This window comes from Salinimicrobium xinjiangense DSM 19287 (assembly GCF_000423585.1).
GTDB lineage: Bacteria > Bacteroidota > Bacteroidia > Flavobacteriales > Flavobacteriaceae > Salinimicrobium > Salinimicrobium xinjiangense.
Map to the genome: position 1 here is coordinate 22,058 of NZ_AUIG01000011.1, position 22,173 is coordinate 44,230.

Annotated in this window: 20 protein-coding genes; 11 read left to right on the top strand and 9 right to left on the bottom strand. The window is 43.0% G+C overall.

Going from position 1 to position 22,173, the window contains the following annotated elements:
• Window positions 1–43 precede the first annotated feature (43 nt).
• Complete coding sequence (locus tag G564_RS0104630; protein WP_029036633.1) at window positions 44–520, bottom strand: DUF4168 domain-containing protein; 477 nt, start codon at window positions 518–520, stop codon at window positions 44–46.
• A gap of 145 nt (window positions 521–665) precedes the next feature.
• On the opposite strand from G564_RS0104630, the gene G564_RS0104635 reads away from it, so the two are divergent.
• The 11 genes from G564_RS0104635 (at window position 666) to G564_RS0104685 (ending at window position 11,494) form a co-directional block, all read left to right on the top strand.
• Window positions 666–1,559 carry a sulfotransferase domain-containing protein gene (locus G564_RS0104635; protein ID WP_029036634.1) on the top strand — a complete coding sequence of 298 codons (894 nt, stop codon included), beginning with the start codon at window positions 666–668 and terminating at the stop codon, window positions 1,557–1,559.
• A gap of 100 nt (window positions 1,560–1,659) precedes the next feature.
• The gene (locus tag G564_RS0104640; RefSeq protein ID WP_029036635.1) at window positions 1,660–1,848 is read left to right on the top strand and encodes a hypothetical protein; all 189 of its coding nucleotides are present in this window, start codon (window positions 1,660–1,662) and stop codon (window positions 1,846–1,848) included.
• 99 nt (window positions 1,849–1,947) lie between these two features.
• The gene (locus G564_RS0104645; protein ID WP_029036636.1) at window positions 1,948–2,283 is read left to right on the top strand and encodes an arsenosugar biosynthesis-associated peroxidase-like protein; all 336 of its coding nucleotides are present in this window, start codon (window positions 1,948–1,950) and stop codon (window positions 2,281–2,283) included.
• A 182-nt stretch (window positions 2,284–2,465) separates the two neighbouring features.
• On the top strand, window positions 2,466–3,536 hold the full coding sequence (gene arsS, locus G564_RS0104650) for an arsenosugar biosynthesis radical SAM (seleno)protein ArsS (protein ID WP_029036637.1): 1,071 nt from the start codon (window positions 2,466–2,468) through the stop codon (window positions 3,534–3,536).
• Window positions 3,523–4,149: a TIGR04282 family arsenosugar biosynthesis glycosyltransferase gene (locus G564_RS18575; RefSeq protein ID WP_037373512.1), complete on the top strand. Its 627-nt coding sequence runs from the start codon at window positions 3,523–3,525 to the stop codon at window positions 4,147–4,149. The genes arsS and G564_RS18575 overlap by 14 nt, the downstream gene beginning before the upstream one ends.
• Complete coding sequence (locus G564_RS0104660; protein ID WP_029036638.1) at window positions 4,146–4,976, top strand: purine-nucleoside phosphorylase; 831 nt, start codon at window positions 4,146–4,148, stop codon at window positions 4,974–4,976. The genes G564_RS18575 and G564_RS0104660 overlap by 4 nt, the downstream gene beginning before the upstream one ends.
• On the top strand, window positions 4,976–6,274 hold the full coding sequence (locus G564_RS0104665) for an NAD(P)/FAD-dependent oxidoreductase (protein ID WP_037373516.1): 1,299 nt from the start codon (window positions 4,976–4,978) through the stop codon (window positions 6,272–6,274). The genes G564_RS0104660 and G564_RS0104665 overlap by 1 nt, the downstream gene beginning before the upstream one ends.
• Before the next feature lie 45 nt (window positions 6,275–6,319).
• On the top strand, window positions 6,320–7,918 hold the full coding sequence (locus G564_RS18580) for a 4Fe-4S binding protein (RefSeq protein WP_051205308.1): 1,599 nt from the start codon (window positions 6,320–6,322) through the stop codon (window positions 7,916–7,918).
• A 29-nt stretch (window positions 7,919–7,947) separates the two neighbouring features.
• A complete protein-coding gene (locus G564_RS0104675) occupies window positions 7,948–8,637 on the top strand; it encodes a glycosyltransferase family 2 protein (protein ID WP_029036640.1) in 690 nt (229 codons plus the stop codon).
• On the top strand, window positions 8,637–10,142 hold the full coding sequence (locus G564_RS18585; protein WP_051205309.1) for a cellulose synthase family protein: 1,506 nt from the start codon (window positions 8,637–8,639) through the stop codon (window positions 10,140–10,142). The genes G564_RS0104675 and G564_RS18585 overlap by 1 nt, the downstream gene beginning before the upstream one ends.
• The gene (locus tag G564_RS0104685) at window positions 10,139–11,494 is read left to right on the top strand and encodes a mannosyltransferase (RefSeq protein ID WP_029036641.1); all 1,356 of its coding nucleotides are present in this window, start codon (window positions 10,139–10,141) and stop codon (window positions 11,492–11,494) included. The genes G564_RS18585 and G564_RS0104685 overlap by 4 nt, the downstream gene beginning before the upstream one ends.
• 177 nt (window positions 11,495–11,671) lie before the next feature.
• Here the strand turns inward: G564_RS0104685 and G564_RS0104690 are convergent, their stop codons facing one another.
• From G564_RS0104690 to G564_RS0104730, 8 genes are all read right to left on the bottom strand, one after another.
• Window positions 11,672–13,471 carry a serine hydrolase gene (locus G564_RS0104690; RefSeq protein ID WP_084625579.1) on the bottom strand — a complete coding sequence of 600 codons (1,800 nt, stop codon included), beginning with the start codon at window positions 13,469–13,471 and terminating at the stop codon, window positions 11,672–11,674.
• 240 nt (window positions 13,472–13,711) lie between these two features.
• Window positions 13,712–14,683 (bottom strand): deoxyhypusine synthase family protein, encoded by a 972-nt coding sequence (locus G564_RS0104695; protein ID WP_029036643.1) that lies wholly within the window; start codon window positions 14,681–14,683, stop codon window positions 13,712–13,714.
• A complete protein-coding gene (gene speB / locus G564_RS0104700) occupies window positions 14,676–15,554 on the bottom strand; it encodes an agmatinase (protein WP_029036644.1) in 879 nt (292 codons plus the stop codon). Before speB ends, G564_RS0104695 begins: the two co-directional genes overlap by 8 nt.
• Before the next feature lie 66 nt (window positions 15,555–15,620).
• The gene (locus G564_RS0104705; protein ID WP_029036645.1) at window positions 15,621–17,018 is read right to left on the bottom strand and encodes a type III PLP-dependent enzyme domain-containing protein; all 1,398 of its coding nucleotides are present in this window, start codon (window positions 17,016–17,018) and stop codon (window positions 15,621–15,623) included.
• Window positions 17,019–17,279: 261 nt separating this feature from the next.
• On the bottom strand, window positions 17,280–18,185 hold the full coding sequence (locus tag G564_RS0104715; RefSeq protein WP_029036646.1) for a pseudouridine synthase: 906 nt from the start codon (window positions 18,183–18,185) through the stop codon (window positions 17,280–17,282).
• Window positions 18,186–18,651: 466 nt separating this feature from the next.
• A complete protein-coding gene (locus G564_RS0104720) occupies window positions 18,652–19,557 on the bottom strand; it encodes a geranylgeranylglycerol-phosphate geranylgeranyltransferase (protein ID WP_029036647.1) in 906 nt (301 codons plus the stop codon).
• 9 nt (window positions 19,558–19,566) lie between these two features.
• Window positions 19,567–20,505: a mevalonate kinase family protein gene (locus G564_RS0104725; RefSeq protein WP_029036648.1), complete on the bottom strand. Its 939-nt coding sequence runs from the start codon at window positions 20,503–20,505 to the stop codon at window positions 19,567–19,569.
• A 237-nt stretch (window positions 20,506–20,742) separates the two neighbouring features.
• Window positions 20,743–21,828, bottom strand: a complete 1,086-nt coding sequence (locus tag G564_RS0104730; protein ID WP_029036649.1) for a diphosphomevalonate/mevalonate 3,5-bisphosphate decarboxylase family protein — start codon at window positions 21,826–21,828, stop codon at window positions 20,743–20,745.
• Window positions 21,829–22,173 lie beyond the last annotated feature (345 nt).

Genomic DNA, 22,173 nt, shown 5'->3' on the forward strand with positions numbered 1-22,173 from the left:
AAGCGGCAAACCTGCCGCTTAATTATCTTGGGGAAATTGATTTCTATCCCTGGATCATTTGTTGAATTCTTTGCTGCAGTGCGGGATCTGACTGAAGTCTCATCGCAATCTGCTCATACTTTTCAAGTGAAAGTCCCTGATCTGTAATCAGCTTTTCCATTTGTTTCTGAATATCTGCCTGCATTCCTTCAAGCTGCACGATGATCTCTTTGTGTTTAGCTTTTTCTTCGGCAGTTACTTCCACTTCTACTTCAGGATTCATAGACGCCTCGTGAATTTCATTAAAACGGGGAATTTCCATTCCTTCCTCTTGCACTACCTGCATCATTTCCTGTTGTGCCTGTTGTGACACCACCTGAATTTGTTGCACAGCCGCTACAAATTTTTGCAGATCTGCATCGCTAACTTCTGTTTGTTCTTGTTGTTGCTGTTGCTGCGGAAGTTGTTGTGCAAATACGGCAGTACTACCTAACATCATGAAAAACATAATCATTCCTGCCAGTTTGTTTGATCTAATCATAATAAAAGTTTTCTTGTTTTCAATAGAAAGACCAACTACCATGCCATCCAAATCATAACGCCGTTGACTTAACCTATAAGAGCAGCAAAAACCATAGCGACAGTCTATCTGATTTTTTCTAACTTCTGACTATAAAAAAAGTGATATGAATATTTTGCAAATAAGTGTACCGAAATCGGGCAGCTTTTGGCTCAATACCATTCTGAAGAAAACCCTTAATAGAGCCGGAGACTCCATCTCCTACTATATTCGTTCCCGGCCCGAATATGAAGATCTGAAAAAGGAAAAACTAAGCTTTAAGGACCAGGCAGGGACTGATATGCTCGATATTGATGAAACCGGTTTAAATTTTAGGGTAAGTTCTCTGCTTAAAGAACCGGTTCCGAACCTGGCTGAATATTCCCAAAAAGCCACTCTTGCCTGGACACATTCCACCTGGTGCAGCAAAACTGCTGAAGTTTTCGGCTTTTTTGACAGGAAAGTTGTCATTGTACGGGATCCCCGGGACACGGCACTTTCGGCAGCAAAATTCGCTTTTACACCATATATGCAGAAGCATTATCCCACAACTTATAATTCAGTAGATGAATTCTTTGCTGCAGAATATGACCGGCTCCTGGAACAGTGGGTCTGGTTCTACGGAAATTACCTGCTGAAGTCCGCAGAGCTCGACCTGCATTTTGTTTTCTACGAAAATCTACTGAAATCTTTTCCTAAAGAATATGATTCCCTGCTGAAGTATTTACAGATAGATCTCTCTGCTGAAGAGAAAAAACAAGTTGAGGAAGAGGTGAGATTTTCCAGCATGAAAGCTGATAGTCCGCGGCATTTGCAAAAAGGCAGAAGCCGAAAGTGGGTCGATAAGCTGGAGGTTTCAGAAATTGAAACAGCTTCAGTCAAAGCGGGTCTTTTAATGCGCATTTTTGGCTACCCCCTCACCCCGGGAGAAGGAGATAAACTACCTGCCACTCCACGAGAACTTCCGAAGCAGGAACTTCAGGAAATATTGCAAAAAATAAACTGGAAAAACCTTTACTAAGCCTGCAACTTCTAAACTTTTCTTAATTGTGACGGGTAGAATTTCAGAAACAGCGGTATCTACAGGCATTTTTGTACCTTAAAGTTTTAAAGCTTTTATCATGGAAACTAACGATCGTACAGAAAATAAGAAATCTACTCCGGTAGAAAACAAGAAAACTGACAAAAAGTACCATGTCAATCAGTCAACCGAACAAAAGACCGGTGGTAATCTTGGAATGATCGCTATTATAGTGATTATTGCCATTATTGTGCTGGGACTGTTGTTCTTTTCAAACGTCTTCGCATAAGGATCTTCAAAAAATGTCATTTTTGGCACCTGTATTTTTATATGCTTTACAGGGCAATTCCCGCGGCACTTGTTATCTTAGGGGCTCAAAAAAATATCTATGTCAAAAACATATTACGATCCCGCCGACCTTAAGAAGTTCGGCAGTATATCTGAATGGGATGAGGAGCTGGGCAGCAAGTTCTTCGAATACTACAATAGCGTCTTTGAAGAAGGAGCCTTAACTGCCCGTGAAAAATCCCTTATAGCACTTGCCGTATCTCATGTAGTGCAATGCCCTTATTGCATTGATGCCTACACCAAAGATGGACTCCAGCGCGGAATAGAAAAAGAAGAAATGATGGAAGCCATCCACGTTGGCGCAGCCATAAAAGGCGGTGCCACCCTCGTCCACGGTGTCCAGATGATGAACAAGTACAACAAGCTGTCAATGTGAGCAGATCCAAGGAAGCCGGAACGGCTGACGTAGGAGTCGCTCATCCCGACGAAGGAGGGATCTCAATCTCAGTAAGTAAAGCCGTTGCATGCAACGGCTCCGAAGTCAGGTCTCAAGGGCCACAGGCCCACCAAAGGTAAAGACGTTGCACGCAACGTCTCCACAATCCAACACAAAGCAACATGCCCACAAAATCCCTACAAGCCCGAAAAAACCTCCTCTCTAATCCGCAGGAACAGCTAAAATATCTTAGCAACGGGATCTTTGGAGATGGAGAGCTACCGCTTTTTAAGGATAAGATCGCCAGTGGGGGAACATACACGTTACGACCAAAAAAACTGGAAATCCTCCAGCTCAACCTTGGGTATATGTGCAATCAGGTGTGCTCGCATTGTCATGTGGATGCGGGTCCCGATCGTAAGGAGATCATGACCAGGGAAACCATGCAGCTTTGCCTGGAAGTCATAAGAAAATCAGGTGCACATACGCTGGATCTTACCGGCGGGGCACCCGAAATGAATCCCGATTTCAGGTGGTTTGTGGAAGAAGCTTCAAAAGCCGGAATTGACGATTTCATTGTGCGCTCCAATCTTACGATCATTGTCGCCAATAAAAAATATTACGATCTGCCCGACTTCTTTAAAAAGCACAACGTACATGTGGTTTCGTCACTTCCGTTCTATAAAAGAGAGAAAACCGATCGACAGCGCGGCAGCGGAGTTTTTGATAAATCCATTGAAGCTTTAAAAATGTTGAATGCCGTTGGCTACGGCCGCGAAGGCAGCGGACTCAAACTCGACCTGGTGTACAATCCCGCAGGAGCATTTTTACCGGCTAACCAGCAAGCATTGGAGCGGGATTTCAAAAAAGCTTTAAAAGCCGATTTTGACATTGAATTCAATGAGTTGTTCTGCATCACTAATCTGCCGATAAGCCGCTTCCTGGAATACCTCATTGCTTCCGAAAACTATGAAGATTACATGAACGCTTTGGTGGAAGCTTTTAATCCGGCGGCGGTGCAAAATGTGATGTGCACCAATACACTTTCCGTAAGCTGGGATGGCTGGTTGTACGATTGCGATTTCAACCAGATGCTGGGATTGAAAGTGGATTCGAAAGTGCAGCATTTGAAAGATTTTGAAGCGGAAATACTGCGAGACAGGGAGATCTGTATTTCCCAACATTGCTACGGCTGCACGGCCGGGGCAGGAAGCAGTTGCCAGGGAAGCGTCACATTATATGATGGAAAATAAATCTTCTACAGGTGGGGAATTGCTCCTCATTTTTACCAGGAATCCGGAAGTAGGAAAGGTAAAAAAGCGGCTGGCCACAGATATTGGCGACCAGGCAGCATTGAAGATATACAATCATTTGCTGCAGCATACAGTGAACATTACTAAAAACCTTCAGGTGGAGAAATGGGTGTGTTATTCCGAAGAAATTCCGGGAGAGGATATCTGGGACAAAAATGTTTTCAGGAAAAAGCTGCAGCAGGGAGAGGATCTGGGAGAGCGCATGGAGAACGCCTTCAGTAGCGGATTCGAGGCAGGCTTCAGCAGTATCATCATCATTGGCAGTGATTTATACGATCTTTCAGAAGAGGATCTGAAAATTGCATTTTTGACACTGCAGCATTCCGAAGCTGTGATTGGCCCTGCGACCGATGGTGGATACTATTTATTAGGACTAAAATCCTTACCTTCACAGGTCTTTAGAAACAAGAACTGGGGCAGCAATACGGTACTTGAGAATACATTAAAAGACCTGAATAATTTAAAATTAAAACAACTGGAGGCGCGGAATGATATAGATCGTTTTGAGGATCTAAAGCAGCATCCTGACCTTTTGAAAATGATAAAAACATGATTCAAGATTTAATAAATACTACAGAATTCCTTGAGGCCAGAGGCTTCGATAAACCCGAAATAGGGATCATTTTAGGCACCGGCCTGGGAAAACTGATTGATGAACTGGAAGTAATTTCTGAAGTCAGTTACAATCATATCCCCGGCTTCCCCACCGCTACAGTAGAATTCCACAAGGGAAAACTGATTTTCGGGAAACTGGATGATAAAAAGGTGGTGGTGATGCAGGGGCGTTTCCACATTTATGAAGGCTACTCACTGTGGGATGTGACATTTCCGGTTAGGGTAATGAAGAGACTCGGCATTAAAAAACTACTAATTTCAAATGCAGCAGGGTCTCTTAATCCGGAATTCAAAAAGGGAGAGATCATGCTTATTGACGACCACATCAACCTGCAAGGCGGTTCTCCCCTGGCCTTTAGAGGTGTCGAGCAGCTTGGCACAAGATTTACCGATATGAGCGCGCCATACGATCAGCAAAGTGGCCACATCATGCAGGAGATTGCTAAAGAACATGGTTTTCCACTTCATAAGGGAGTTTATGTAGCTGTTGTTGGTCCGCAACTGGAAACAAGGGCAGAATATCGCTTTTTACGCACCATAGGCGCCGATGCCGTTGGAATGAGCACCGTGCCCGAAGTTATCGTCGCCAATCATTTAAAGATTCCGATTGCTGCAGTTTCCGTTTTGACAGATGAAGGAAATCCCGAGGATCTGCAACCGGTGAATATTCAGGATATTATTGAAACCGCGGGTAAAGCCGAACCTCAAATGATCACTTTGTTCAGAGAACTAATCAAGCGCATCGAACTTAAACCTGCGGAATAATGCCTACTCCCGAACATGTAGTAATCATTGGAAACGGCGTGGCCGGAATTACGGCCGCAAGGCACATTCGCCGTATCTCTGATAAAAAGATCACAGTCATTTCTGCGGAAAGTGATTACTTTTTTTCACGCACCGCTTTGATGTACGTGTACATGGGTCATATGAAATGGGAACACCTGAAACCTTATGAAGACTGGTTTTGGGAGGAGAACCGCATTGAGCTGAAAAAAGCACGGGTGAAGAAAATAGAAACCGCTTCAAAAATGCTCTTTTTGGAAGCTGAGGAAAAGATGTCTTACGACAAGCTTATTCTCGCCACCGGTTCTGTTCCACGGTTCCTGGGAATTGAAGGCGAAGATCTGTCAGGCGTGCAGGGTCTGGTCTCAAAACAAGATCTTGAACTGCTGGAAGAAAATACCAGAAAGTGCCGAAGCGCAGTGATCGTAGGCGGCGGACTCATAGGCGTGGAACTGGCCGAAATGCTGCATACCAGAAATATCCCGGTGACTATGCTCATACGGGAGAAAGCCTTCTGGCAAAATGCGCTGCCTTTAAAAGATGCGCAATTCATCTCCCGCCATATAGAAAGTCACGGAATCAAATTAATGCATGAAACGGAGCTAAAGAAAATAAACGGACAAAATGGAAGAGTACGTTCCATAGAGACTTCTTCGGGAGAGGAGATTGAATGCGACCTGCTGGGGATTTCTGTGGGAGTGAAGCCGAATATTGCCTTTCTGGAAGGTTCAGAAATTGAAACCGACAGGGGAATTCTGGTTGATGAATATCTACAGACCAATGTTTCCGACATATATGCGATAGGCGACTGCGCCCAGCACCGGGAGCCAATCAAAGGCCGAAAAGACATTGAAGCCGTTTGGTACACCGCCAGGATGATGGGAGAAACCGTGGCCCAGATTATCTGCGGAAAACCTTTTAAATACAATCCCGGCAACTGGTTTAACAGTGCTAAATTTTTCGATATCGAATATCAAACCTACGGAAATGTCAGTGCAAATCCGGAAGAGGACGAACAGCATTTTCATTGGGAACATAGGGATGGAACCAAAGCTATGACAATTGCCTTTGATCCTGCCTCCTCGACATTCCTAGGAATTAATACCTACGGAATAAGAATGCGCCACGAGGTTTTTGACCGCTGGCTTACCGAAAAACGTGACCTGGAATATGTCCTGAGACACCTCAGACAGGCCAATTTCGATCCTGAATTTTACGACCGCCACGAGAAAGAGATTTTTAGTAGTTTTAAGGAAAATATGATGAAACCCCAGACCTAATAGTCCCGATAGCTATCGGGACTGTTAGGTCTAAAACTCCTACATATGTCCGCAGCCCAACATAATATGTCTCTCTCCGGGGAAACATCCGCAAAGCTCTCTACTACTCAAAAGGTAGCCACGGGGCTTGGCTGGACAGGAATTTTTATATTTTGCCTGGCATTTTTTAACCCGGAGTTACCCCCTACTTTTTTATGGTCTGCACTTACATTTATTGCTCTGGGAGTGATCATTTTCGCAAATGATCAATATTTGGGAAAATCTGCAGGGGTTAAAAACGACGGCATCTGGTTCAGATCGATGACGGCACGTGGCATACTCGCCTGGGGTACAGGGATTGTACTTACACTATTTTACATCGTTCTCTATTGGTTCCCACAGTACCTCGGATATAACCCAGATGGTGCCAACAGCGGACTCGTCGCACTTTTTGATCCGTTAAGCAGATTGATAAGCGGGCAACCGGCGAGTCAGTGGTTTGTTTATGGAACTTTATACACCCTGGCCATCCTCACTTTCGGCTACAAATTCCTGCTAAAGTACAGGCACAACAAGTACGAAGTACTTCGCACCTATTCGGTAATGTTCTTTCAGCTTGGTTTTGCCTTTTTGATTCCGGAGATCCTCATGCGGCTCAATCAGCCGTACTTCAATCCCGTGAACATCTGGCCACTGAATTATGATCTTTTTGCCGGCTATAAATTATCGGAATTCTTTTCTGCCGGAAACATTGGCCTGCTTATGCTCTTCTTCGGATTAGCTTCTATTTTTGTCATCACTCCAATTCTCACCTATTTCTACGGAAAAAGATGGTACTGTTCATGGGTTTGCGGCTGCGGCGGACTTGCAGAAACCGCGGGAGATCCATATCGACATTTATCAGACAAAAGCCGGTCTGCCTGGAAATTTGAGAGATATATTATCCATACCGTTCTTGTTCTGGTCGTAGTCATGACCATTGCTGTGGTCTACTCATTTCTCAATGAAAATCCGGACCAGTTCTGGCTCGATAAGAATGTATTTCTGTTGGGATCGGTAGCATTTCTCGTGCTGCTGTTTGGCCTCATCTTTATCTTTAAAAGGCACAGGCTTGCGAGGGATGCAAAAAAAGGAGCTATTATTTCTCTGAGCATTGTGCTTGCCATCATTGCAGTTTTCTACTTCAGCGGAATGACCTACGGTTATCTCCTAAGACAGTGGTACGGTTTTTTAATTGGTGCGGCTTTTTCAGGAGTCATAGGAGTCGGCTTTTATCCCATTTTCGGAAACAGGGTGTGGTGTCGTTTCGGTTGCCCTATGGCCGCGGTTCTGGGAATGCAGCAGCGACTCTTTTCAAAATTCAGGATCACAACCAATGGCGGACAATGTATCTCCTGCGGAAATTGTTCCACTTATTGTGAAATGGGAATCGACGTACGGGCATATGCTCAAAAAGGCGAAAATATCGTTCGCTCCAGCTGCGTTGGCTGCGGAATTTGCAGTGCGGTTTGTCCGCGGGGAGTGTTAAAGCTTGAAAATGGCTCTCTCCATGGCAGGATCAATTCAGATGCAGTATTATTAGGAAATGACGTGGATCTTCTTGACCTCATCCGGGAACAGAAAAAAGCCACCCGCGATCCTCACAGTTCTCCTTTCAATTCCTGACCTTTGGTTCAGCAAAAACTTCTGCTGAAATGCCTCAGATAAAAGTCATTATTCCCGCATACAATGAAGCTGGCTCCATCGGACTTGTTGTTGCCGATGTTCCTGTAATTGTGGATGAAGTCATCGTAGTGAGTAATAATTCCACAGATGCCACCGAAGAAGTTGCTGCAAAAGCGGGAGCCACCGTTTTACGGGAGCCGCGAAAAGGCTATGGCTATGCCTGCCTGAAAGGGATGGATTACATCGCAAAGCTTCCGGAAAAGCCCGAAATTATCGTATTTTTAGATGGAGATTACAGCGACTATCCGCAGGAACTGGAGAAGATCGTGGAACCAATTCTGCAGCGGGATTTTGACCTGGTCATCGGCGCAAGAGTAAAACGGTGGCGGGAAAAAGGAGCGATGACCTTTCCGCAGATCTTTGGAAACTGGCTGGCTACAAGTCTCATGAAATGGTTCTTCAATGCGAAGTTTACTGACCTTGGACCTTTCAGAGCAATCAAATATGACAAATTGCTTGCGCTAGAAATGGAGGACAAGACCTACGGCTGGACGGTGGAAATGCAGCTAAAGGCGCTTAAAAAGAATTACAGCTATGAAGAAGTGCCGGTGCATTACCGCAATCGCATTGGCGAATCAAAAGTTTCGGGTACTGTAAAAGGCGCTTTCATGGCAGGAGTTAAGATCCTCACCTGGATCTTCAAATACAGTTTCAAATAATGGAAACGGCAATATTGATCATTTTTGGACTGTTGATGTTTGTAGTATTTCTCTACAGCCTCTCCCTTTTGCACCTGCTCATCAATTTCCGAAAAAGCCGAAGGCAAAAAGATACCTCTCAAAAATGGGATTTTTCAGACCCTTCTCAAATTCCCTATGTTACAATTCAGCTGCCGCTTTACAATGACAAACCTGTTGTGGAGCGTCTGCTTCGAAATATCGCACTTATCGATTATCCTCACGACAAATTCGAAGTGCAGGTACTGGATGATTCCACCGATGATTCCGCAGCCTTAACTGCCGGAATTATTTCTGAACTAAAAGCTGAAGGTTTTCCCATTGAACACATCACCCGAACAAATCGTAAAGGCTTTAAAGCAGGAGCCCTGAAAGCCGGACTAGAGTATGCCAAGGGCGAATTCATTGCTATTTTTGATTCGGATTTTCTTCCGAAGCCGGATTGGTTAAAAAAGACCGTTCCCTATTTCAAAAATGAAAAGCTGGGCGTAGTGCAGACCCGCTGGGGACATTTGAACAAGAATTATTCCCTGCTAACCAAGCTACAAGCTTTCCTGCTCGACTATCATTTTATCCTTGAACAAACCGGTCGTAATTTCGGAAAACATTTCATCAACTTCAACGGAACAGCCGGAGTCTGGAGAAAGAGCTGCATCCTGGACGCCGGAAACTGGGAAGGCGACACACTCACCGAAGATCTGGATCTGAGTTACCGGGCGCAACTCAAAGGCTGGGAATTTAAATACCTACGGGAGGTAGAAACTCCGGCCGAATTACCCATCACCATCGAAGCAGCACGTTCGCAGCAATTCAGGTGGAATAAAGGAGCGGCAGAGAATTTTCAGAAGAATTATAAAAAAGTGCTTCTGGAAAAAAAGCTCAGTTTTGGCACCCGCGTACACAGCTTTTTTCACCTTTTGAACAGCAGCTTCTTTCTTGTGGTGCTTTTGATGGGAATTGTCAGTATCCCGGTGCTATTTTTATTGAATGATCCTGCTTATTCTGAAATTTTCACCGGCATGACGATTTTTGTGTTAAGTCCGCTGATCTTTTTTATCACCTATTATTCGGCTTACAAGGAACTACATAAGAACGACCGCCTTTCATTTTTTAAGTTCATAGGTTTATTTCTCACCTTCTTTTCCATTGCCATGGGGCTTTCCCTGCACAATAGTATCGCTATTCTCGAAGGGCATTTTGGAAAGAAGAGTGAATTTATCAGAACTCCAAAATTCAACCTGGGCAGCAGACATGAATCATTAAAGAAGACTTCTTTAAAATGGAATTTCCAGTTGCTTCTTGAGATCCTATTAATGCTGCTTTTCGCCTTTGGAATATTCTCTGCCTTCAGAACTGGCAGTTACAGTTTATTGCCATTTCATCTTATGATGTTTTTTGGGTTTTCTTATGTGGTTTTGACATCCTTTAATATTGAGATTGGGAGACCTACCAGGTTTCCAAAACCTGTTAGGTCTGGAGAGGAATGAAAACGTTTCTCAAACTCCACAAGATCCCGCTACTTATTTTCCTAAGCTGCTGCGCCTTTTACCTGGCCTTCGCCTACGACCTCGAAAGGACCGATTTTTTCAAACTTTTGACCCTCTACGGCGGACTCTTCTTTTTAAGCTGGAAATTTTTCCGGATGCAGCGTTCTAATCTTAATATCCTTCTCGCTGCCGCTATTATTTTCCGATTGCTGTTTTTATTTGCAATTCCGAACCTCTCACAGGATTTCTACAGGTTCATCTGGGACGGCAAGCTGTTACTGGAAGGAATCAGTCCCTATTTAATGACTCCGGATCAATATTTTTCTTCCGGAAGCATTCCAATAGCAGGAGCTAAGGAACTCTATCAAGGCATGGGCAGCCTTAGCGCCGGAAATCCCACTAATTATCCGCCGCTGAATCAGCTTTGGTTTGCGCTGGCCGCACTCATCGGCGGGAAAAGCATTCTGGCATCCGTGATCTGGCTGCGGATCTTCATCATTGCCGCCGACATCGGGATCTTCTACTTCGGAAGGAAATTGCTGAAAAACCTCAACCTACCGGAGAGCAACATCTTTCTGTATCTGCTGAATCCGCTGATCCTCATTGAACTCACCGGAAATCTACATTTTGAAGGAGTGATGCTGTTTTTCCTTATAGCAGCTCTGTATTTACTGCAGCGTCAAAAAGGGCTTTTTAGCGCTCTCTTATTTTCCTGTTCTATACTTGTAAAATTAATTCCATTAATGTTCCTGCCACTCCTGTTTAGAAGACTCGGATGGAAAAAAGCATTAGGTTATTACATGCTTACCGGAGGTGTGGTTCTCCTGTTCTTTTTGCCTTTCCTTTCCGATGTATTTGCAGAAAATTTCTTTGCCAGTATTGGCCTTTGGTTTCAGAAGTTCGAATTCAACGCGAGCTTCTACTACCTCATCAGGTGGATTGGATATCAAGTTGAAGGTTACAACATCATTGGCTACGCCGGACCGGCATTGGCGGCTGTTGTTTTTCTTTTAGTGTTGGTCTTGTCTTCTCTAAAAAGAAATTCAGATATGAAAGGCTTGCTCACCAGCATGATGTTTGCCATGGTGATCTATCTACTGCTGGCCACTACAGTGCATCCCTGGTATCTGGCTACTCCGCTGCTGCTCTCTGTTTTCACCAGATACAAATTTGTGCAGGTGTGGAGTTTAATGGTGGTGCTGAGTTATTTCGCTTATTCGCAACTGGAATATGAGGAGAATCTTTGGCTGATTGTACTTGAATATTCAGTAGTCCTTGGAGTTTTGCTTTACGAAGTTTTCTCGAAGAGGGCGCAAAGGTTTCCCGCAGAGAGTGTAAAGAGTTCCCGCTGATCTCTCTTATCGCCGCAGATGAGCTCCCGGGATTTTCACACAAAGCAGAGTAAGATAAAAGAAGAGCACGAAGAATTCAGTAAGAAAATAACCTCTCGACTCCGCTCGAGGAGACAAGAGGATTAAAAAATTATCTGTTCAGCCTTGGCTTTTTTCTTCATGAGAGAAATGTCTTTATTACTTCCTCTTTACACCCAACTCCTCCTGATCATAAGGCACGTAATTCTTCCATTCCCAGGGGGTGTAGACATCTTCGAGAGCTAGCTCGAGCAATTCTTTGAAGATACTTTCTCCATTTTCGCTGTTGGTCATTATTAGAATTCCTTTTCCGGCTTTCGGAAATATTACTGAATAATGTTCAAAGCCGCTACCATTACCTCCTTTTGAAGCTGCCCAACCGTATGGGGTCTTAAATAATCCTGAACCGAGCCCATAAGACATTTGAATATCATCATTCAGATCCCCTTCCTCCTGTGCCAAAGGTCCGAATTGCCTCAACGTGCGGATCCTTACCTGCGGACTGAAAATCTCATTCCATGACCCATTACTGAGTATCTCCCGATTTAGGACGGCAGTTAAAAACCTGGTATAATCTCCGAAGGTCGTTTCCATTGTACTGGGAGCCCGGGGTTCATTATCCTTGTCTTTTTTGTAAGCCTGGCCTTTCTCATTGTGCCCAAGCGCATAATCTTTCTCAAATTGCGGTTGCCACTCGAAACTGGAGTTTTCCATACCTAAAGGTTTGAAAACGATCTCCTGTGCAAGTTCTTCAAAAGGCTCTTCTGTGATCTTCTCGAGTACTACCTGCAAATAAACCATTCCTTCTCCCGAATACATATATCCGCTCCCAGGCTCTTGTTTTACCCGCAATTTCTTGTCAGGTTCAAAAAACCTCCAGTTTGGAAAACCGGTTGTATGCGCCAGCGCCATTCGCGCTGTAATCTTGTGGTATAGAGAATCATTCTTGAGATCGGAATAATCATCGTGCCAATCGGCTTTAGGCTCGTACTCATATATTTTCTTCGGAAGGTAAGACTCTAAAGGAGTGTCAAGATCTATGACGCCATCCTCAACCAGCTTCATCACGATCACTGTAAACACAGCCTTGCTTAAAGAAGCACCGTAAATATTGGTGGATTTATGCAGCTCCCGCCCATCATTATTATTTGCGTAGCCAAAAACTTCTGAATAAACCGGCTCATTTTCATCAAAAACAGAGATAGCCAGTCCGGGTACTTTAGCCTCTTTCATTAAAAATTTAACATGCCGGTTAAGCGAATCTGATGAAATTTCAGAACCATCCAGTCGTTCAATTCCCTGGGCAAAACCCGAACCCGAAAAACACAGGAAAATAATCGCAGCGGTGGCCGTTTTATTAACTGTTTTTCTTTTCCTCTTCTTCCTGATAAAAGGAATAGAAAGGGGATAATATGATTTTTGTTTGTCAACGGCTGTAAATATGTTGATCAACATCATAAGCGAAGCATAGGGGATAATGACCATAACTATGGTGATGAGGGGACCGGCACTAATAAAGGCATTTCCTGAAAAAATCATCATAACCAGAGCCACAATAAAAGCCAGGACCATAGTGGTTTGAAAATTCACCACTTTTCTTCCGTGGTCATCGTAGATCTTACTATCCTCCCGCTTATGTATCCATAAAAACAATGGAATGAAGATGTTTGCCAATGGCACTACAAATCCGATAAATGGAGTTGCGTGAATTAGCAGTAGCCATTTCTTCTGAATACTTTCCTCTTTTGGATCTTCCAGAACCAAAAGTTCATCTACTTCCATTTCCAAAGCAGCAGCTAATAATTTCACGGTCTGCAGGTGCGGATCTGTTTCTCCTTTTTCAATCCTTTGAATAGTTCGTACCGTTACATTGGTTCTATCTGAAAGCTCTTTTTGAGTCAGCCCTTTTAATTTTCTCTGGTATACCAGATTTTCAGCAAGTTTATTTTTTTCGTCCATATCGGTTATTTGTTTGAAACAAAACTACCTCAAAAGGCCTGTTTTTTGGGTGACATTCATATGTCACCTGTGTGTCATTTCCCCATTAATAGTGACGTTCCCAGCCGCAAGAGCTAAATTCATCACAATTTAAGAATAAATAAACAGTGAAAAGGGATGAGGCACAACAGCTTCAAAAAAGCAAAATCCCGAAGGTTTTGCCTTCGGGATTTGTTCATTTATTTTATATCTGGTATAGATCTACATACCAAGTATGTACGCAAATACCAATGGCGCAACTATTGTTGCATCACTTTCAATGACAAATTTAGGTCCGTCCTTATCCAGTTTCCCCCAGGTGATCTTTTCGTTTGGAACGGCACCGGAATAACTTCCATAACTGGTTGTAGAATCTGAGATCTGGCAGAAGTAACTCCAGAACGGAATTTCATGCATCTCCATATCCTGATATAACATAGGAACAACACAAATCGGGAAATCCCCGGCTATACCTCCACCGATCTGGAAGAATCCCACACCAATGTCGGTATGTTTCATATACCAGTCGGCCAGGAAGCCCATGTATTCAATTCCGGATTTCATGGTGCTCGCCTTTAGCTCGCCTTTCATTACATAAGAGGCAAAGATGTTCCCCATGGTACTGTCTTCCCAACCCGGAACCACCATTGGCAGATTTTTCTCAGCGGCGGCATACAGCCACGAATCCTTTATGTCGATCTCGTAATATTCCTCCATTACTCCGCTAAGCAAGAGCTTGTACATGAACTCATGCGGAAAATATCTCTCGCCTGAAGCTTCAGCATCTTTCCAGATCTTTACAATATGTTTCTGAATTCTTCGGAAAGCCTCTTCTTCAGGAATAGCGGTATCGGTAACACGGTTCAAACCGCGTTCAAGAAGATCCCATTCGTCCTGCGGGGTAAGATCGCGGTAGTGCGGCAATCTCTCGTAGTGGGTGTGAGCAACGAGGTTCATCACATCTTCCTCGAGGTTAGCACCTGTACAGGAAATGAAATGCACCTTGTCCTGGCGTATCATTTCAGCAAAACTTTTACCTATTTCGGCTGTGCTCATAGCTCCTGCCATGGTAACCATCATCTTGTTACCCTTATCCAGTTGCTCCCGATAGCCTTTTGCGGCTTCCACAAGGGCTGCAGCATTAAAATGTTTAAAATGTCGTTCGAGGAATTCTGTTATCGCTCCTTTACTCATCGTCTTCGTCTTCTTCGTTTCTATTTAAATATCTGAATTTATAACTCAACATCTTGTAATACAGCTTAGCCGCCAAAAAGTCCGAAGACTTTTCATTTTCATTTGGATTAAGCTCTACGATGTCAAAACCCACTACATTCTTCTTCTTGAACATCAACTTTAGGAATTCCAGGGTTTCATACCAGAAAATTCCACCCGGCTCGGGCGTCCCTGTAGATGGCATGATGGAAGGATCAAAGGCGTCAAGGTCGATGGTAATGAAAACATTTGGAGTCATTTGTCCAATGGCGTCATCCATCCAGTCCTCATAAAGATCATGCGCCCAGTAAACCTGATTCTCATCCATGTGGTCCAGTTCGGAAATGTCCATAGAGCGTATTCCTACCTGGATAAGGTTTGTTTTTTTACTGGCCTCATGCACTGCACAGGCATGGTTGCAGGTAGTGCCTTCGTATTCCGGACGCAGATCTGCATGCGCATCGATCTGCACTACGGTAAGGTCTTCAAAGCTTTCATTAAAAGCACGGATAGTTCCAATGGAAATGGAATGCTCGCCGCCAAAAATCGTAACGAATTTTTCCTGCTTGATGTAGTTTTTTACGGTCTTGTGAACCGCTTCCACCATTTTCTCCGGAGAGGAATTTTCGGTCACCGGCGGAGCCAGATAAACTCCTTTTTTGTAGACTTCTGTACGGGTCTCGATATCAAAAAGCTCCATATTTTCTGAAGCTTCCAGAAAAGCGTCGGGACCTTTATCGGCACCCTTACCCCATGTACTCGTTCCGTCATAGGGAACCGGGATCAAAACTACTTTTGCGTCATCTAAACGTGCATACTTGTCCGGGATGCCGGCATAATTCTTTTTACTCATTTTATTAGCGATTGTTGTGTTCTAATTGCTTCAATTATATATAATTAAAAATATAAAAATTCCAGACTATTTCTCGTATCCGAGAATTCTTAGGAAATCCTGAGGCTCCTGCTGATCGCTGAATAAGGTAGTTTCAAGTTTTCCGTCTTTATCTCTGTTAATCAAGATCTGTTTGGGCTGCGGGATAAGACAGTGTTGTAATCCGCCAAATCCACCAATGGTATCCTGATAGGCACCTGTATTAAAGAACCCGATATACAGCGGTTTATCCCGTTTATATTTTGGCAAATATATGGCGTTGGTATTTTGTTCGGAGTTGTAGTAATCATCGCTGTCACAGGTTAATCCTCCCAGTAACACCCGCTCATATTCGTCATTCCATCTGTTCACCGCGAGCATCACAAATTTCTTGCTTATCGCCCAGGTGTCGGGTAGGGTAGTAATAAAGGAAGAGTTGATCATATTCCATTTCTCCCTGTCATTTTGCTGCTTTTGGTAAAGGATCTCATAGATCGCTCCGCCACTTTCTCCTACAGTAAAGGAGCCGAATTCTGTAAATATATGCGGCGGCTCAACTTCAGCCTCGTCACAGGCAATCTTGATCTGGTTCACGATCTCTTCCACCATATACTGGTAATCATATTCAAAGTGAAGAGAATTTTTTACCGGAAAACCACCTCCAATGTTAAGGCTGTCAAGGGAAGGACAAATGCGCTTCAGGTTGATGTAAACTCTAAGACATTTCAGCAATTCATTCCAGTAATAGGCAGTATCTCTGATTCCGGTATTAATGAAGAAATGCAGCATCTTCAGCTCCACCTGTTCATTATCCCTGATCTGCTTATTAAAGAATGGAACAATGTTCTTATATCCAATCCCCAGTCGGGAAGTATAGAATTCAAATTTTGGCTCCTCTTCCGAAGCAATTCTTATCCCTATTTTATATTTACCGTCAATAGCTTCAGAAAGCAGGTCAATCTCCTCATAATTATCTATGATCGGGATACAATTGTGGTGACCATTATTTATGAGATTGGCAATATTGGTGATATAGCCGTTCCTCTTAAAACCATTACAGATCACATACGTATCATTGGTGATCTTTCCGTGCTTCTTCAGGTTCTCCACGATATTGATATCTACGGAAGCCGAAGTTTCAATATGTATATCATTCTTTAAAGCCTCATTTAGCACATGTTCGAAATGGGAACTTTTAGTGCAGTAGCAGTAGTTATAAGTACCTGGATAATCATGCTTTTTTAAAGCATCGGCAAACCATTTTTTGGCCTTGTTGATATTTTCTGAAATCTTGGGGAGATATGTGAACTTAAGCGGTGCTCCATATTCTCTCACAAGTTCCATCAGGTCAATTCCGTGGAAACGCAGTTCACCATCTTCTACCGTAAATTCTTCCTGGGGGAAATAATAAGTCTGGTCGATTAAATCGCTATACTTCGTATTCAATTTTTACGTAATAAGGTTTAAAATTAAAAAGTAGAAATTATAAGCCAATGCTGAAAAAATAAGGTGATAAAAGTTTGTTAAGGCTACAGGTGCCGGGGAAGGAGTATTCTAAAAACCAATCGGATAACGCCCGAGGTGTTTCTTTCATCATTTTAGCTTAGCAAAAGCAAATGTATTAAAAAACCAGAAAGTTGCAGGACTTTTTTAATATCTCCAGTCACAACTTTCCGGTTCGGATTTTCTTCCATTTTCTGAACAAAATCAGATGTTGGTAAGGTTGATCACCTCCTGCTGACTCAGCACCCTCCAGTGACCGCGGGTGAGGTCTTTTTTGGTGAGCCCTCCATAAACTACACGATCCAGCTTCACGATTTCATAGCCGAGGCTTTTGAAGATCCGTTGCACAATATGAGGTTTTGTACTCTTTATTTCAAGACCTACCTCCTTTTTTGGCTTGTTCTCAACATAACTTACCTCAGTCACCTTTGCCGTCCCATCTTCCAGGTTAACACCTTCTTTTATCTTCTGAAGATCATCGTAGGCAAGATCCTTATCAAGTTCAAGATGATAGATCTGCCTGATACCGTTCTTCGGGTTAGCCAGATTCTTTGCCAGTGCACCGTCATTGGTGAACAGCAATAAACCCGTGGCCTGGGTATCCAGCTTGCCAACGGGTGTGAGTTTGGATTTGGACGCATTGGCAACAAGATCCATTACGGTGCGGTTCTTTTTCTCCAAACTACCGGTTACATAAAAACCTTTGGGTTTGTTTAAAAGAATATATTCCGGTTTTTCGGGATTGATGCGGCGGCCGTCAAACTTCACTTCATCTTTCAGCTGCACTTTGTGCCCCATTTCGGTCACCACCTGTCCGTTCACTGTAATATTACCCGCAGCAATATAGATATCTGCATCTCTCCTGGAGCAAACTCCGGAGTTAGCAATATATTTATTCAGTCTTATTCCTTCACTTTTCCCGGCTCCTCCCTGCTTCTTTTTAAGCGGAGCATTGCCCCGGGACATATTTTTTGGATCCTTTTCATTCTGGTTCACCGGCGCATTTCCGCGGGCATAGGATTTGGAGCGCTCTCCGTCTCCCTGTCTTCCCGATGATTTTCCGGAAGAACGGTCTCCCCTGCTTCCGGCCGACCTGTCATTTCTACTCATATTAAATTATATTTTGTACAAAGATAGTGGTTTGTTTAATAAAAGATTTGAAGATGTAAGGATTTGAAAAATTGAAGATAAAGGAAATTAATTTCCAAATCACAAGCACCAAATTCCAAAATGGTTAATTAGAGAACAATTAATTGGTGATTGGTGCTCTGCGAAGATCAGCGGAATCTGCGGGAAATAGTAAATTCCAAATTACAAGCACCAATTTCCAAAATGGTTAATTAGAGAGCAGTTAATTGGTGATTGGTTTCTGCGAGGATCAGCGTGATCTGCGGGAAACTTTTTCAATTAACAGTGATCAAGTAACAATGAACAGGATTTCTTTACGCTCTTAGCGTAAGTCTTTGCAATCTCTGCGTGAAATCTTTTGCGATTTTAAATTGAAATATCTTCCTGCCGAAGCTTCAGGTCATGTCACCATGAGGCCATTATACAATATTCGATATAAAATATTCAATTAAAACACTCTACTTAAAAGCGCATCCACATCGATCAGCAGAATACTGAAAACCCCGGCAACAATAATGAACTTTAGTAGATTATGCAGAAGCAGATACTGCCATTTGGCTTTGCTGAAGTAAAGGATCAAAAGGAACAGAAACAGTAAACCCACGGCTCCGTAGAAGAAGTAGTACATCTTCCCGATCTCAAACTTAAAGATCAAAAAATAAACCGGGATCATGGAAAGAAAAGTCAATACAGTGAGCAGGATTTTGCTCAGGTTTTCCCCGTAGACAATGGGGATGGTTCGGTACCCCTGAATAAGATCACCTTTCATGTTCTCCAGGTCTTTCACCAGCTCCCTCATTAGAATAATGAGATAAAGGAAAGCAGCATGCACAAGTATGACCGTATCGAAATTTTTGTAGTACAAGAAGACCGCAAAGAATGGGGTTATGGTAATGACCGATGCCATTAAATTGTTCAGAAAAAGGATCTTTTTGAATCGGTGGGAATAGAACCAGATCACGAAGATATATACAGCAAAGAAAGATACAGCTCTAAACGAGAGATAACTTGCAAAGAAGATCCCTGCAAGATTCAGAATAAAATAAACCGAAAGCTTTGTCCGCTGACTTACAAAACGATCCAGCATGGTCTTCTGCGGCCGATTAATAAGATCTTTTTCGCTGTCGTAAAAGTTGTTGATGATATAACCCGCAGCCACAATAGAGGCGGTTGCCAGCACCATAAAGAACAAATTGGGATCAAACAGCACCTGCCCCATTGGATGATCGGGAGCAAGGATAAAAATAGAGGTCAGGTATTGGGCGATGACCAGCACCAGGATGTTATAACCTCTGATAACCGAAATAAAGCTGAGAATCTTTAGCAGAAGCCGCTTCTTTGAAATAGAGGTCATTGTGGGATCTTAGAAGTTGTAGACTACTTCCAGGCGATAATCCTTCAATGCTTTTCTGGCTTTTTCAATATCTTCTGTGAATCCAAGAATATAACCTCCACCCCCGGAGCCGCAAAGCTTGAGGTAGTAGTCGTTGGTTTCAATTCCGTTTTTCCAAAGCTTGTGGAATTGTGCAGGGATCATCGGTTTGAAGTTATCCAGCACCACATGCGAAAGCTTCTTAATATTTCCAAATAGGGATTTTACATCACCTTTTAAGAAATCATCTACACAGGCATCGGTATGTTTTACAAACTGATCTTTCAGCATTTTCCTGAAAGGCTCCTGTTTCATGTTCTCCATGAAAATATTTACCATGGGAGCAGTTTCCCCAACAGAGCCACTATCAAGTAAGAACACAGCGCCTTTCCCGTTCACAGTTTGTGACGGAATGCCCGCAGGCTCAATATTGTCTTTAGAATTAATGAGGATCGGAATGCTTAAATAGGAGTTCAAAGGATCCAGCCCTGAAGATTTTCCGTGGAAAAAAGATTCCATTTCTCCAAAGATCTTTTTCAGCTTCAGTAATTTTTCGCGGGTAAGATTTTCTAAAACAGTTATCTTTTCAATTGCATATTCGTCATAGATAGCAGCCACTAAAGCACCGCTACTTCCCACTCCGTATCCCTGCGGAATACTGGAATCGAAGTACATCCCTTTTTCAATATCTGCTTTAAGGTCCTCAAGATCGAATTGAACAAGTTCCGGTTTTTCCTGCTGAAGATTCTCAAGATAATCTGCAAACCTTTTAAGGCTCCTGTTGGATTTTTGTGCATCTTCAGACGGATCTTCATCCACTTTCAATGCCCCGTTATAAAAATTATAGGGAATAGATAAACCTTTGGAATCTTTGATGATCCCATATTCTCCGAAGAGTAATATTTTAGAATAAAATAAAGGTCCTTTCATACTATATCTCTTTTGGGGCAGGGATTTCAAAAATTAAAAAAAGCTCCCTATTGTAAACTAATCAAAGTTAGCAAAACTAATTAACATCCTGCATTCAACATCCTTTCAGCCACATGATTATGATCAGATTATGATAAAATCTTGTTAAGACATTTTTCGTTCCTACTGAAAGGGGCAAATATACAGCTTAAAATTGACGTGCAATGTTACTGATTATTAGAAATGTATAACCAAATTTCACGCCAATTTCTTCGCTCCGCTGCCCACTCTGTCGGTAATATACTGGCCATTCTGGCAGTACTGCTTAAGCTCATTTTCTATGAACTGGAGCGTCTTTTCTTCCTCCTTTTCCGGAAACAGCAGATGCACGTTGGCACCGGCATCCAGGGTAAAACACAGATGCAGCCCGGTTTCTTCACGGAATTTAAAAACCTTATTAATGATGGCCAGCGTATTCGGCTTCATTAAAATAAAGTATGGCTGACTCGTCATCATCATGGCGTGCAGGGTTAAAGCTTCACTTTCCACTACTTTAATAAATTCATCCAGATCTCCGCTGCGGAAGATCTTTTTTAGCTTGTCCAGGTTGTCATGTGCCTGTCGAAAACGCTGTTCGGCGTATGGATGATCATTCATGAGGTCATGGCCGACAGTACTGCTCACCTGCTTTTCTCCTTTATCGACAAGCAGAATGGTATCCCGGTAATTTTTGAAGTTGTCATGCACCTCATCCCTGAACGGCACTCCATAAAGATCACTGCTCCTGTAAATATTATTATGCATCCCCCAGACTACAAGGTCTCCCTCAATACTGCGGCAGGCACTTCCCGATCCCAGCCTTGCCAAAAATGAGCTTTTCCGGGTGAAATATTCTTCATTCATTTCGGGATTCAGTTGCTTTTCAAGGCTCATAAGGCAAAGTGCCAGCGCACTCATCCCGCTGGCCGAAGAGGCAATCCCGCTGCTGTGCGGAAAGGAATTGGAAGTTTCAATACTCAGGTCATAATCCCTCAAAAAAGGCAAATACGGATCAATTCTTTCCAGAAACTTCTGAATTTTTGGTCGGAAGGATTCCTTTTTCTCTCCCTCAAAACTAAGGTCGAAGTGGAAATTATCTGCACGTTGTTGCTTTTTCTTGAATTTCAATGTGGTCGTAGTCCTGCAGGAATCCAGCGTAAAACTTATGGAAGGATTCGCCGGAATCTGGTTTTCGAGCTTCCCCCAATACTTCACAAGCGCAATGTTGCTGGGGCTTTGCCAGGTTACTTCCCCCTGCTCTACCTGCGCCGGGTAGGACTTCGGAATAAAATCTTTTTCGGTCATAGCACAAAGATAGATTTTCCTGCAAAAGCCTTGAAACTTCATTGGATATTTATATCACTTCGAAAGAGGGGTTGAAATAAAATTGTCGCCTTTGTGATAGAATATTAGTCAATCTAAAAGAGATAATAGCTCTTCACCACTCCCGGGTGTTCGAAAAATTTGCTATTTTAATTCTTAGAACAAAATCCTAAAGCAATATTTAAACCCTATAAATGTTGAAATCATGGATGTTCCTTTGCTAGATATTACGCCTTTTCAGCGCAGGCTATAAGTGAATAAGTGAATGAGTGAAGCCCCGAAGGGGCGCAATATACTAACGATGGGTGCAGCCCATCGTATAAAAAG

Coding starts and splice junctions, on each gene's coding strand:
- G564_RS0104630 (WP_029036633.1), bottom strand. CDS start 520: ATGATTAGATCAAACAAACTGGCAGGAATGATTATGTTTTTCATGATG.
- G564_RS0104635 (WP_029036634.1), top strand. CDS start 666: ATGAATATTTTGCAAATAAGTGTACCGAAATCGGGCAGCTTTTGGCTC.
- G564_RS0104640 (WP_029036635.1), top strand. CDS start 1,660: ATGGAAACTAACGATCGTACAGAAAATAAGAAATCTACTCCGGTAGAA.
- G564_RS0104645 (WP_029036636.1), top strand. CDS start 1,948: ATGTCAAAAACATATTACGATCCCGCCGACCTTAAGAAGTTCGGCAGT.
- arsS (WP_029036637.1), top strand. CDS start 2,466: ATGCCCACAAAATCCCTACAAGCCCGAAAAAACCTCCTCTCTAATCCG.
- G564_RS18575 (WP_037373512.1), top strand. CDS start 3,523: ATGATGGAAAATAAATCTTCTACAGGTGGGGAATTGCTCCTCATTTTT.
- G564_RS0104660 (WP_029036638.1), top strand. CDS start 4,146: ATGATTCAAGATTTAATAAATACTACAGAATTCCTTGAGGCCAGAGGC.
- G564_RS0104665 (WP_037373516.1), top strand. CDS start 4,976: ATGCCTACTCCCGAACATGTAGTAATCATTGGAAACGGCGTGGCCGGA.
- G564_RS18580 (WP_051205308.1), top strand. CDS start 6,320: ATGTCCGCAGCCCAACATAATATGTCTCTCTCCGGGGAAACATCCGCA.
- G564_RS0104675 (WP_029036640.1), top strand. CDS start 7,948: ATGCCTCAGATAAAAGTCATTATTCCCGCATACAATGAAGCTGGCTCC.
- G564_RS18585 (WP_051205309.1), top strand. CDS start 8,637: ATGGAAACGGCAATATTGATCATTTTTGGACTGTTGATGTTTGTAGTA.
- G564_RS0104685 (WP_029036641.1), top strand. CDS start 10,139: ATGAAAACGTTTCTCAAACTCCACAAGATCCCGCTACTTATTTTCCTA.
- G564_RS0104690 (WP_084625579.1), bottom strand. CDS start 13,471: ATGGACGAAAAAAATAAACTTGCTGAAAATCTGGTATACCAGAGAAAA.
- G564_RS0104695 (WP_029036643.1), bottom strand. CDS start 14,683: ATGAGTAAAGGAGCGATAACAGAATTCCTCGAACGACATTTTAAACAT.
- speB (WP_029036644.1), bottom strand. CDS start 15,554: ATGAGTAAAAAGAATTATGCCGGCATCCCGGACAAGTATGCACGTTTA.
- G564_RS0104715 (WP_029036646.1), bottom strand. CDS start 18,185: ATGAGTAGAAATGACAGGTCGGCCGGAAGCAGGGGAGACCGTTCTTCC.
- G564_RS0104720 (WP_029036647.1), bottom strand. CDS start 19,557: ATGACCTCTATTTCAAAGAAGCGGCTTCTGCTAAAGATTCTCAGCTTT.
- G564_RS0104725 (WP_029036648.1), bottom strand. CDS start 20,505: ATGAAAGGACCTTTATTTTATTCTAAAATATTACTCTTCGGAGAATAT.
- G564_RS0104730 (WP_029036649.1), bottom strand. CDS start 21,828: ATGACCGAAAAAGATTTTATTCCGAAGTCCTACCCGGCGCAGGTAGAG.